10 protein-coding genes and 1 other annotated feature are annotated in these 12320 nt (G+C 37.7%); all 10 genes read left to right on the forward strand.

The window, feature by feature from the left end; translation table 11 throughout:
• Positions 1-188: 188 nt before the first annotated feature.
• A complete protein-coding gene (locus ACFYKX_RS22820; protein ID WP_389363918.1) occupies positions 189-1100 on the forward strand; it encodes an LCP family glycopolymer transferase in 912 nt (303 codons plus the stop codon).
• A gap of 451 nt (positions 1101-1551) precedes the next feature.
• Positions 1552-2457 (forward strand): branched-chain-amino-acid transaminase, encoded by a 906-nt coding sequence (gene ilvE / locus ACFYKX_RS22825; RefSeq protein ID WP_389363920.1) that lies wholly within the window; start codon positions 1552-1554, stop codon positions 2455-2457.
• A 37-nt stretch (positions 2458-2494) separates the two neighbouring features.
• Positions 2495-2750 (forward strand) — a binding site (T-box leader).
• A 79-nt stretch (positions 2751-2829) separates the two neighbouring features.
• Entirely contained in the window at positions 2830-4551 is a 1722-nt protein-coding gene (gene ilvB / locus ACFYKX_RS22830; RefSeq protein WP_389363922.1) for an acetolactate synthase large subunit, read from the forward strand.
• A complete protein-coding gene (gene ilvN / locus ACFYKX_RS22835; protein ID WP_389363924.1) occupies positions 4548-5066 on the forward strand; it encodes an acetolactate synthase small subunit in 519 nt (172 codons plus the stop codon). The genes ilvB and ilvN overlap by 4 nt, the downstream gene beginning before the upstream one ends.
• Positions 5067-5124: 58 nt before the next feature.
• Positions 5125-6153, forward strand: coding sequence for a ketol-acid reductoisomerase (gene ilvC / locus ACFYKX_RS22840; RefSeq protein WP_389363926.1), 1029 nt, complete (start codon positions 5125-5127; stop codon positions 6151-6153).
• Entirely contained in the window at positions 6140-7678 is a 1539-nt protein-coding gene (locus tag ACFYKX_RS22845) for a 2-isopropylmalate synthase (protein WP_389363928.1), read from the forward strand. Before ilvC ends, ACFYKX_RS22845 begins: the two co-directional genes overlap by 14 nt.
• Before the next feature lie 47 nt (positions 7679-7725).
• The gene (gene leuB / locus ACFYKX_RS22850; protein ID WP_389363930.1) at positions 7726-8838 is read left to right on the forward strand and encodes a 3-isopropylmalate dehydrogenase; all 1113 of its coding nucleotides are present in this window, start codon (positions 7726-7728) and stop codon (positions 8836-8838) included.
• 298 nt (positions 8839-9136) lie between these two features.
• On the forward strand, positions 9137-10549 hold the full coding sequence (gene leuC / locus ACFYKX_RS22855) for a 3-isopropylmalate dehydratase large subunit (protein ID WP_389363932.1): 1413 nt from the start codon (positions 9137-9139) through the stop codon (positions 10547-10549).
• 13 nt (positions 10550-10562) lie between these two features.
• Positions 10563-11153 carry a 3-isopropylmalate dehydratase small subunit gene (gene leuD / locus ACFYKX_RS22860; RefSeq protein WP_389363934.1) on the forward strand — a complete coding sequence of 197 codons (591 nt, stop codon included), beginning with the start codon at positions 10563-10565 and terminating at the stop codon, positions 11151-11153.
• A 109-nt stretch (positions 11154-11262) separates the two neighbouring features.
• Complete coding sequence (locus ACFYKX_RS22865) at positions 11263-12288, forward strand: tetratricopeptide repeat protein (RefSeq protein ID WP_389363936.1); 1026 nt, start codon at positions 11263-11265, stop codon at positions 12286-12288.
• Positions 12289-12320: the final 32 nt, after the last annotated feature.

Here is a 12320-nt window from a genome sequence, read left to right on the forward strand (position 1 = left end):
TTGGTTTTAGGAGTTTTAAGCGTTTTAGAGCAAAGATATTATTGACACATAAGTATAAAAAAATGGGTGTTCATATTGGATAAGGGTGAAGTAAAATTGACTCCACCCCAACATTTGACGTTGAACCATAAATCTCTTGTTGTGCGTTATAATGAACGGTGAGTTGTAACTTTTAATGAGGTGATCATGTGCTGTTCAAAAAGAGAACTAGAAATATCATCCTTATTAGTTTTTTCTTCTTTATGCTTATATTTATATCTACCGCTTTGTATTACTTTACAGCTTTAACCAATACGATATCGGAAATGCACCAGCCAATCGAAAGAAGTATTACTAGTAAAAATCAAAAGCCTATAGTACTAGAGGAAAAAGAACCTATTTCTATACTATTAATTGGGGTAGATCAGAGAAAAGGTGATAAGGGTAGGTCTGATACACTCATACTTTTAACTGTTAATCCAAAAGAGAGCTCTGTAAAAATGGTCAGTATTCCACGAGATACTAGAACTGAAATAGTAGGAGGAGGTCTAGATGACAAGATAAACCACGCCTACGCTTTTGGAGGAACAAAAATGACTGTTGATACAGTTGAACATTTTTTTAGTGTTCCAATAGACTATTATGTTTTAGTAAATATGGAGGCATTTCAAGGAATCGTTGATGATTTAGGTGGGATTACAATAAATAACCCATTAGATTTTAACGAGGCTGGTCATCATTTTAGAAAAGGTGAAATTACTTTGACTGGATATGAAACGATGCTGTATGTTCGAATGAGAAAACAAGATCCATATGGTGACTTTGGGAGACAGCAAAGGCAGCGGGAAGTGATAAGAGGTATCCTTAATAAAGGAGCAAGTTTGGAGTCTTTATCAAAGATTAAGGCTATTCTTGATACGTTAGAAGAAAATGTTAAAACAGACATATCTTTTGGGGAGATGATAGATATCCACGAACATTATAAACAAACTATTAATGACATTGAAACTCTTGAGCTTTCTGGTCAAGGGAAAATTTTAGATGGAGTTTATTATTTATTTGTTGAAGAAGAAGTAAAATTAAAAGTACAAGAAACTTTACTTAAACATCTAGAGTTATAAAGCGCTTTCTTATGTGTTAGATTATCTTACATGTTTTTCGTGTTTCTTCTATATTATATGTTAGAAGAATTTTGTGACTAAAATGCATTAATGAATATTACTTATGATCACTCACCAAAGTCTCGGTGAGTTTTTTTATTTTATCCAGATGGTCAAGTAACAGAATATCAATTTTAGAAAAATTTTTTTGAGTATTGAATTGTGAATACACCAACAATGTAAGCGTATACAAAAAGTTTGATTAATCTAAATAGTCAAATAATTAACAAAAAGGGTGTTGACTAAGGAAAAAAATGAGAGTAAGATAGTCCTCAAATAAAAAAAATAATTGAAAATTTGAAAAATAAGAGACACTCAAAACAACCATAGTTATCAGGGAGTTTTAAAATTTTTTAACTTTAAATTTCAGTCGTTTAAAGCGTTTTGACATTAATGTAAAGAGGTGGGTTTTGTGCCTGAGCAGTGGATCTTTTTAAATGATGAATATGTCTCAAAGGAAAACGCAAAAATTTCTGTTTATGACCATGGTTTTTTATATGGAGATGGGATTTTTGAAGGAATTAGAGTGTATAGTGGCAATATTTTTAGAATGGAAGAACATATGGACCGACTATATCGTTCTGCCAAATCAATTATGTTAAATATGCCTTATTCCCGAGAGGAATTTAACAACATTATCGTTAAAACGGTAGAAAAAAACGAAATTGAGGATGCATATATAAGAGTAGTCGTATCAAGAGGTGTTGGTGACCTCGGGTTAGATCCATATAAATGCCCTAAGGCAAATGTAGTGGTCATTGTTGAACCTTTAGCGATTTTTCCAAAGAAATTATATGAAACTGGGTTAGAAATTGTGACTGTTGCAACGAGAAGGAATCGTCCCGATGTACTTAGTCCAAAAGTGAAATCATTAAATTACTTAAATAATGTTCTTGTAAGAATTGAAGCTCATCTAGCCAATGTTAGCGAGGCTTTAATGCTTAATGATCAAGGTTATGTAGCAGAGGGATCTGCTGATAACGTATTTATCATTCGAGATAATGTTTTCTATACACCTCCTGGATATGTCGGGGCGTTAGAGGGCATCACGAGAAATGCAGTTATCGAGATTGCAAAAGATCTTGGATACGAAGTAAAAGAAGAGCCGTTTACAAGACACGATGTTTATGTAGCTGATGAAGTGTTCTTAACGGGAACAGCAGCAGAGGTCATTGCGGTTGTGAAAGTTGATGGAAGAACGATTGGCGATGGTGTCCCAGGAATTCATACTAAGAAACTATTAGAGAAGTTTAGAGAAAGAGTTGTTTCAGAAGGAGTTAAAGTCTTTACAAAAAAAGCTGCAGAAAATGTTAGCTGATAAATTAGGTCTTCGAATCCGAAAGAAAGCTAAATATAGTAAAGCGAAGAAGAGGATAAGTAGTTTTATGGAATGTGTTCTCAGAGAGCCGGGGTTGCTGTGAGCCGGTGTTCACTACATAAAATGAACTCACCTCAGAGCGCTGTCTTGAAATACTCTAGAGTAGAGACAGTCGAGTGAGTTACCACTCGTTATCAAAACGATCAGACTATTGATCATAAGTGCACGCTAGACAAAGCGTGAAATTAGGGTGGTACCGTGGAACAGGTTTTTCAAGCCTTTTCATCCCTTTAGCCTAGGTGTAGTGGGCGTATAGGAATGAGAGGGCTTTTTATATTGCTTTAATTTTGTGATAAAAGAGGAGGTCAACAAATGTTGCAGGAAGCTGCCTTTACAAAAATAAAGGCTGAAAACAAACCGATGAGCGGTGCAGAACTGATGTTAGAGGCGTTAACAAAGGAAAACGTTGAAGTGATATTTGGCTATCCAGGGGGGGCAGTTCTCCCGATTTATGACAAATTGTATAGTTCAAAAATTCTACATGTCCTACCTCGTCATGAACAAGGTGGAATCCATGCTGCAGAGGGATATGCACGTATTACTGGTAAACCAGGAGTTGTTATAGCAACATCTGGGCCTGGTGCAACAAATATCGTGACTGGATTGGCGGATGCAATGATGGATTCTCTTCCGCTTATTGTTTTTACAGGTCAAGTAGCCACTGGAGTTATTGGAACTGACGCCTTTCAAGAAGCTGATATCTTAGGTATTACAACGCCTATCACTAAATATAACTATCAAGTTCGCAACATTGAAGACATTCCTCGAATCGTCAAAGAAGCATTTTATATTGCAACAAGCGGCAGACCTGGCCCAGTGCTTATCGATGTACCGAAGGATATCGCTGCACTTGTAGCAGAGTCTCCTGAAGAGGAAGAGATTTCTCTTCCAGGATATCAACCAACTTTACAACCTAACTATTTGCAAATAAGAAAATTAACAGAAGCGGTTAGTAGAGCTAAAAAACCAGTCATTCTTGCCGGAGCTGGAATTCTCCATGCCGGAGCAGATGCAGAACTTTTACAGTACGCCGAGCAACAACAGCTACCTGTTGTTCACACTCTTCTCGGTTTAGGGGGATTCCCTGCAGAACATAAACTGTTTGCAGGAATGGGAGGAATGCATGGATGCTATACAGCCAATATGGCGTTGTATGAATGTGACCTCCTTATCAATATCGGAGCTAGATTTGATGATCGTCTAACTGGGAATTTAAAGCACTTCGCACCTAATGCAACCGTTGCTCATGTAGACATTGATCCTGCTGAAATTGGCAAGAATGTTCCTACCCTAATACCGGTTGTCGCAGATGCCAAAGAGGCATTAAAGCAGTTAATAAGTCAGGATGGGAAGCCTCCAGTTCATGAGAAGTGGATGAACACACTTGAGAGTTGGAAGAAGGAATATCCATACTTCTACCAAAATGAGGATCGAAATGTTCTTAAGCCTCAGAAAGTAATGGAAATGCTCTATGAAAAAACTAAAGGTGAAGCTATTGTGGTTACAGATGTAGGACAGCATCAAATGTGGGCTGCCCAGTACTATAAGTTTTCAAAAGCGAATAAATGGGTGACTTCGGGTGGCTTAGGAACAATGGGCTTTGGCTTACCAGCAAGTATTGGCGCACAGCTTGCTGAACCAGATACTTGTGTTCTATCTATCTCAGGTGATGGTGGTTTCCAAATGTGTACGCAGGAGCTTGCAGTCATCAGAGAGCTGAATCTTCCAATTAAAATCATTGTACTAAACAATTCTTCGCTCGGAATGGTTAGACAATGGCAAGAGATTTTTTATGAATCTCGCTTTTCCCACAGTAAGTTTTCCGTTCAGCCTAACTTCGTGAAGCTAGCAGAAGCTTACGATATTAAAGGATATGTAATCTCTAATGAAGAGGAAGCAGAAAACATTTTAAATGAAGTATTAACGAACAATGAGCCTGTTCTTTTAGACTTCAGAATTGACCCTGACGAAAATGTATACCCAATGATTGCGCCTGGAAAAGGATTGCATGAGATGGTAGGAGTGAAACCATGAAGCGAATTATTACTTTAACCGTACTAAATCGACCAGGAGTACTTAATAGAATTACAAATTTATTCTCAAAAAGAAACTATAACATTGAAAGCATTACCGTAGGTCATTCTGAGCAAGAAGGTATTTCGAGAATTACATGCGTCGTTCATGTAGAAAACGACAGCATTATTGAACAAATAACAAAACAGTTAAACAAGCAAATTGATGTTATAAAGGTTACCGATATTACGGAACAGTCCATCGTATCAAGGGAACTCGCCCTAATTAAAGTGTTATCAACTGGCAACTCAAGAAGTGAAATTTATTCTCTGATTGAACCCTTTAGAGCATCAGTCATTGATGTAAGCAAAGATAGCTTAGTTATTCAAATCACTGGTGAATCTGACAAGATAGAGGCTTTTATAGAGTTAATCAAACCCTACGGAATTAAAGAATTAGCCAGAACGGGAACAACAGCTTTCCTACGAGGCACACAGAGAACAAGTAACCACTCCAAAAATATATCGATTGTTTAAAAAGTAAAACTACCATATAAAAATATAAAAAAACGGACTTGGAAAGGGAGAATACAAAATGGCGAAAATGTACTATAACGGGGATGCAAACGAAAACTACCTAAATGGAAAAAAGGTTGCTGTAATCGGGTATGGATCACAAGGTCACGCACATGCTCTTAATATGAAAGAAAGCGGTGTAGATGTAGTAGTTGGCTTAAGAAAAGGGAAGTCATGGGATAAGGCAGTTAACGACGGCCTTGAGGTATATAGTGTAGGAGAAGCAACTGCTCAAGCTGATGTTGTAATGATTTTACTTCCAGATGAAATGCAACCAAAAGTGTATAAAGAAGAGATTGAACCAAACTTAACGAATCAAGCATTAATGTTTGCGCATGGATTTAATGTTCATTTTAATCAAATCGTTCCTCCAAATACCTGTGATGTTCTCCTTGTTGCTCCTAAAGGTCCGGGACATTTAGTAAGAAGAACTTATCAAGAAGGAGCTGGGGTGCCTGCGTTATTCGCGGTTTATCAAGATGTAACGGGAGAAGCAAGAGAATTGGCTCTTGCTTATGCAAAAGCAATCGGATCGCTAAGAGCGGGTGGACTAGAAACGACATTTAAAGAAGAAACAGAGACTGATCTATTCGGAGAACAAGCGGTACTATGTGGAGGGTTAACTTCACTTGTAAAGGCTGGTTTCGAAACATTAACAGAAGCAGGATATCAGCCAGAACTAGCTTATTTTGAATGTTTACATGAGTTAAAATTAATCGTTGATTTGATGTATGAGGGTGGTTTAGAAGGAATGCGTTACTCCATCTCTGATACAGCACAATGGGGTGATTTTGTAAGTGGTCCTCGAGTGGTTGACGATCGAGTAAAACAAGAAATGAAAGCAATTCTAAAAGATATTCAAGAAGGTCAATTTGCAAAAGGTTGGATTTTAGAAAACCAAGCTAATCGTCCTGTTTTCAATGCAGTTAATAGAAGAGAAAGCGAGCATCAAATCGAGCAAGTAGGAAGGGAACTTCGAAAAATGATGCCTTTCGTTAACAGAGCGAAAGACAAACAGAAAGAAGTGGTCGTCAGTGCGACAAATTAAGATATTCGATACTACACTTAGAGACGGAGAACAGTCAGCTGGTGTAAATCTTAATTTTTCTGAAAAGATGGAAATCGCAAAACAGCTGGAAAGACTGAATGTAGATATTATTGAAGCGGGTTTTCCAGCTGCTTCAAAAGGAGATTTCTTTTCCGTACAGCAAATTGCACAAACAATCAGAAATAGTTCTGTGACAGGTCTTGCTAGGTCCGTGTATTCAGATATTGATGCCGCCTGGGAAGCGTTAAAGGACGGTGCAGAACCTAGACTACATGTTTTTATCGCTACTTCTCCTATCCATAGAGAGTTTAAGTTAAAGCAATCGAAAGAACAGGTAATTGAAACTGCTGTTGAATGTGTGAAGTATGCTGCAAAAAAGTTTCCTATTGTTCAATGGTCTGCAGAGGATGCTTGTCGCACTGAATTACCTTATTTAGCAGCAATTATTGAGGAAGTTATTCAAGCTGGAGCCCATGTCATCAATATTCCCGACACAGTTGGGTATATATCGCCAAAGGAGTATGGTGAAATTTTTCAATATTTAAAAAATAATGTCCCTTCTATTGACAAGGTTGCGTTATCCACTCATTGTCATGATGATCTTGGAATGGCGATTGCTAACTCACTGGCTGCAGTTGAAAATGGTGCGACCCAAGTAGAAGGAACCATTAATGGAATAGGTGAACGGGCTGGGAATGCGGCGCTTGAAGAGTTAGCAGTTGCCTTGCATATTAGGAAGGATCATTACCAAGCAAAGACTCGTCTACATTTAAAAGAAATTAGTAGAACGAGTAGCCTAGTAAGTAAGTTAACAGGCATGGTGGTACCTGCCAATAAGGCAATTGTAGGAAGAAATGCATTTGCACATGAATCTGGTATTCATCAAGATGGTGTACTTAAAGAAGTAACAACCTATGAAATTATCTCACCTGATTTGGTAGGTTTTCATTCAAATTCCATGGTACTTGGAAAACACTCGGGAAGACACGCTTTTAGAAATCGTCTAAATGAACTTGGGCTTTCTGTTCCAGATGAAGATATTAATCAATTATTCGTTGTCTTTAAAGATTTAGCTGATAAGAAAAAAGAAATGACCGATGACGACTTAGCAGCTATTGTCCTAGAAGAAAAGCTATCTAAAGAACAACGTTTCTATGAGTTAATCCACTTACAAGTACAATATGGAACAAACCAAGTTCCTACTGCAACCATTACTCTATCTGGTCGAAATAATGAAGTCATTCAAGAAGCGGCCACAGGAAGTGGGAGTATAGAGGCACTATATAACACTCTTGAAAAGAGTGTAAACGGAACGGTTAACCTTCTGGATTATCGGATCCAATCAGTTGGGGCAGGAAGAGATGCACTCGCACAGGTCTTTGTTAAATTAAGATTTCAAGATATGGAAACAAGCGGTAGAGGCTTAGCGCAAGACGTATTAGAGGCATCTGCAAAAGCATATTTAAATGCCATTAATAGAGTTATATATATGAAGGAAAAGAAAACAGCAGTAACCCAGGGATAAGGGTTACTCAAAAATACATTTAAAAACGAAAGGATGGAGGGGTAATAATGAAGAAGCGTATCGCTGTATTGCCAGGAGATGGAATCGGGAAAGAAGTTACTAGAGGTGCTGTTGATATTCTGAATGCTATTGGAGAGAGATTTGGACATCAGTTCTATTTTTCATATGGGAAGATTGGCGGTTCTGCATTTGAATCTGAAGGTACACCGCTACCCGATGAAACAATCGAACTTTGCAAGGAAAGCGATGCGGTTCTATTAGGTGCAGTAGGTGGACCCCAGTGGGATCGTCTTCCAGTCCATCTTCGTCCAGAGCAAGGCCTATTAAAAATCCGTAAAGAGCTAAACCTATATGCTAATTTAAGACCTACCAATTATTATGAGAGTCTTGTAGAATCTTCACCACTTCGAAAAGAAGTCATTGAAGGTGTAGATATGCTTATCGTTCGAGAATTGACAGGTGGTCTATACTTTGGGAAACCAAGTGAAAGATCACAGCAAGACGGGAAAGATGTTGTTGTCGATACATTATTTTATCAAAGAGCAGAAATGTATCGTGTCATTAAATTAGCATTTGAAGTAGCAAAGGGTCGTAAGAAGAAGGTTACGTCAGTTGATAAGGCAAATGTTTTAGAGTCAAGTCGGATGTGGAGGGAAGTAGCTGAAGAGGTGTCAGCACAATACCCTGATGTTGAACTAGAGCATATGCTTGTTGATAATGCTGCGATGCAGATGATTAAAAATCCAAAGAGATTTGATGTTGTAGTGACAGAAAATATGTTTGGCGATATTTTAAGTGATGAAGCTTCTGTATTAACTGGATCATTAGGGATGCTACCGTCTGCATCTTTATCGGAAAATGGTCCTTATCTATATGAACCTATTCATGGATCTGCCCCAGACATTGAAGGAAAAAATATTGCAAATCCACTTGCAATGATTCTATCAGTAGCTATGATGTTACGAACTTCCTTTGGATTAGAGGAAGAGGCTGAGGCAGTGGAGAATGCGGTAAATGAAGTTCTTAATGCAGGGTATAGAACTCAAGATATTTTATCATTTGGAAATCGTGCTGTTTCAACAAATGAGATGGTAGCGGAAGTAAAAGCGACTATTCTGGATCATGAAACGATTTTAAACATTATGGGGGCTTATGCGTAACTCTCGAATCGGAATGATTGATTACCTTAAGTTGATAGGGTACTAACAAAAAATTACACGACCAATTACTTGGTCGTGTTTCTACTAGAAAGGCTGGTTTCGCATAGATTGTTGCTAATTGTATATGGTCTCCAACACGAATTCTATGCTACTTCGTGGCATCTTTCCTTTCTAAAATAAAGAAAACAGCACCCTAATTCGTTTAAGAACAGTCTAAAGTACTTAAATAGCAACAAAGTTTACGAAGAGCCACTAGAAATATCTTTTTTTAGTAATACCAAACCTGGAGGGGATGAGTATGGGGAAATCTATTGTAGAAAAGATATGGGAAAAACATGTTGTTTCTCGAGAAGAGGGGAAACCAGATTTATTATATATTGACCTTCATTTAGTTCACGAAGTCACATCGCCACAGGCCTTTTCAGGATTAAGGATGAAAAACCGGAAAGTAAGGCGTCCGGATAAAACATTCGCAACGATGGATCACAATGTTCCAACTGTAAATCGTACGCAAATAAATGATGAGGTAGCTTTGAAGCAAATTACTACTCTTGAAAAGAATTGTAATGAATTTGGTATTACGTTAGCTGGACTGGATAGTCCGAATCAAGGGATTGTTCATGTAATTGGCCCAGAGCTTGGGTTAACACAACCAGGTAGTACGATTGTTTGTGGAGACAGCCATACTTCTACACACGGTGCATTTGGTGCTCTAGCGTTTGGTATCGGTACGAGTGAAGTAGAGCATGTATTAGCAACCCAAACTTTATGGCAAACAAAACCGAAAACACTGAAGCTGCAAATCAATGGGAAACTAAGTAAAGGTGTGACAGCAAAGGATGTCATACTGTATATTCTTGCAAACTACGGAATAAGGTTTGGAACTGGCCACGTTATAGAATACTGTGGGGAAGTCATTCAGAATATGTCGATGGAAGAACGAATGACCATATGTAATATGTCCATTGAGGGTGGAGCTAGAGCTGGCTTAGTTAATCCAGACGAAACGACCTTTGCATATCTACGGAATAAGGAATACTCTCCTAATGATGATAAGTTTGAACAGTATGTTGAATATTGGAGTTGCTTTGTTTCTGATGAAGATGCAGTTTATGACCGAGTGATTGAGATTGATGGATATGAGATTTCTCCAATGGTCAGCTGGGGAACAAACCCTTCAATGACAGGTAAAGTAGATGGGAGAATTCCAACAGTTGATCAATTTGATACCGAGCTTGAACGAGATTCTCTTAGAAGGGCTTTAAGATATATGGCGTTGGAGGAAGGTCAGAAAATTGAGGACATACGAGTTCAGCATGTTTTCATAGGGTCTTGTACGAATTCTAGAATAGAAGACCTTCGAAGCGCTGCGGAAGTGATTAAAGGAAAAAAGGTCCATTCAGAAGTGAGAGCATTAGTTGTTCCAGGTTCTCAACAGGTAAAAAAATTGGCTGAATCAGAAGGGCTTCATCAAATATTTTTGGAAGCAGGGTTTGAATGGAGAGAGTCTGGGTGCAGTATGTGTCTAAGCATGAATGAAGATGTCGTCCCACAAGGAGAACATTGTGCTTCGACATCAAACCGAAACTTTGAAGGACGTCAGGGTGCCGGTGCTAGAACCCACTTGGTTAGTCCTGCTATGGCAGCAGCAGCCGCATTGTATGGTCATTTCGTAGATGTAAGAGAATTAGTTGTTCAAGAGGTAGTTTAATAGGAGGGATCATATGACTTTTGATAAAGCATTTGATGGAAAAGCAGTTTCTTTAGATCGAGCAAATGTGGATACGGATCAAATCATCCCGAAGCAATTTCTCAAACGGATTGAAAAAACAGGTTTTGGACAATTTTTATTTTATGATTGGCGTTACGATGCAAACGGACAGGAAAATGAATTATTCGAATTAAATCAACCTGAAAACAAGGGAGCAACGATTCTAGTAGCTAACGAAAATTTTGGCTGTGGTTCGTCACGCGAGCACGCACCCTGGGCGTTACTAGATTATGGATTCAAAGTCATCATAGCCCCGTCGTTTGCTGATATTTTCTATCAAAATTGCTTAAAGAATGGGATGCTTCCAATCGTATTAGAAGAAAAGAAGGTAGAATACCTATTAAAAAAGGCTACAAAACAGCCTTATTCTCTAACTATTGATTTAGATCAACAAGTAGTTAAAGATCATGACGGATTTTCCGCTGAGTTTTCTATTCACTCCTATTGGAAAAAGATGTTGGTCAATGGTTGGGATGAAATCGAAATAACATTACAGCTCGATGATAAGATTAATGAATATGAAAAAAATCAACTATTTAGCTGATCTTCCTATAGCAAAAAAGATTCACATTATTGGGTTTGTGAATCTTTTTTGTTTTTTCAATTTGTTCATGCTAAACTTACCTCATTATCATGCATAAGGCGGTTTAGAGATGAAAAAACGGGAGCCATTGAAGAAGGACGGTAATGTAATTCATTTTCCCGACCTGGAGAAGAGATTTCTCGAAAGAGGTTTAGAGAGTCTTCAAAATAAAAAATATAATCAGGCAGTTGAGTATCTTGAAGAGGCAAAGAGGCTAGATCCTTCAAATAGCGATATCTATATAGGTCTTGTGCTTTCGTACTACGAGGTTGGGCGTCTACATGAAGCAAAACAGCTAACAAAGGAAATGCTGAAAGAGGGAATTGGTAATTATATTCAAACAGTCGACCTTTATTTAATGATTCTCGTTCAGCTTCATGAGTACGAAGAAATTGTAAGCACTATAGAAGTATTATTAGAGGAAAGTGAAGTGCCTATAGAAAAATACGAGCATTTTTCAAAGATGCTTGAATTTAGTAGACGCATGGTTGAAGGTAGAAATAATGAAACATATGAAGAGGAATTTATTGAATCAGAGGAATCTACTTTAAATTTACTTGAAACAGAAGATCCGAAGAAACTAATGTTACAGATTGCTGAGTTGACGAATCAAAATATTCGTCCATATATAGATGAAGTTGCTTCTTATTTGGAGTCAAATAAAGGTCATCCTTTCCTAAAGACTATGCTACTAAATATTTTGAAAGAACAAGAGGTTTCACAGGACATTAAAGTTGAAAAATTTGGATGGGTAAAAATAATAAAACCAAGAGAATTAGGTAATTTACAAGATGTATCACAAGTAAAAGACATTGAAAAACATTTGAAGGATCACTTAGAAAATGAAGACCCTATTCTCTTTCAACATGTTGTAAGTATAGTAGAAAGGCAGTTCTTTCTATTATATCCGTTTGATATGAGTGAGGCCCCTTCAAATGTGTGGGCTGCTGCTTATCATACACTTGCATTGGAGTATCACGGAATGAATTACACCTTGGATCAAATGAGCGATCTTTATGGAACGAATCCAGATCAATTAAGTGATGCATGTGAGTTTATAAAAAAATTAGAAGAAATTTCTTATCCTATTATTTAGGCCTGGCTGTTGAAACAGATAAAACGTATGTT

It is taken from the genome of Cytobacillus spartinae (assembly GCF_042865285.1).
Taxonomy (GTDB): domain Bacteria; phylum Bacillota; class Bacilli; order Bacillales; family Cytobacillaceae; genus Robertmurraya_A; species Robertmurraya_A spartinae.

What these genes read in the sequence shown, in the direction of transcription:
- ilvC (WP_389363926.1), top strand. Translation starts at nt 5,125, where the DNA reads ATGGCGAAAATGTACTATAACGGGGATGCAAACGAAAACTACCTAAAT.
- leuC (WP_389363932.1), top strand. Translation starts at nt 9,137, where the DNA reads ATGGGGAAATCTATTGTAGAAAAGATATGGGAAAAACATGTTGTTTCT.
- leuB (WP_389363930.1), top strand. Translation starts at nt 7,726, where the DNA reads ATGAAGAAGCGTATCGCTGTATTGCCAGGAGATGGAATCGGGAAAGAA.
- ilvB (WP_389363922.1), top strand. Translation starts at nt 2,830, where the DNA reads ATGTTGCAGGAAGCTGCCTTTACAAAAATAAAGGCTGAAAACAAACCG.
- ACFYKX_RS22865 (WP_389363936.1), top strand. Translation starts at nt 11,263, where the DNA reads ATGAAAAAACGGGAGCCATTGAAGAAGGACGGTAATGTAATTCATTTT.
- ilvN (WP_389363924.1), top strand. Translation starts at nt 4,548, where the DNA reads ATGAAGCGAATTATTACTTTAACCGTACTAAATCGACCAGGAGTACTT.
- leuD (WP_389363934.1), top strand. Translation starts at nt 10,563, where the DNA reads ATGACTTTTGATAAAGCATTTGATGGAAAAGCAGTTTCTTTAGATCGA.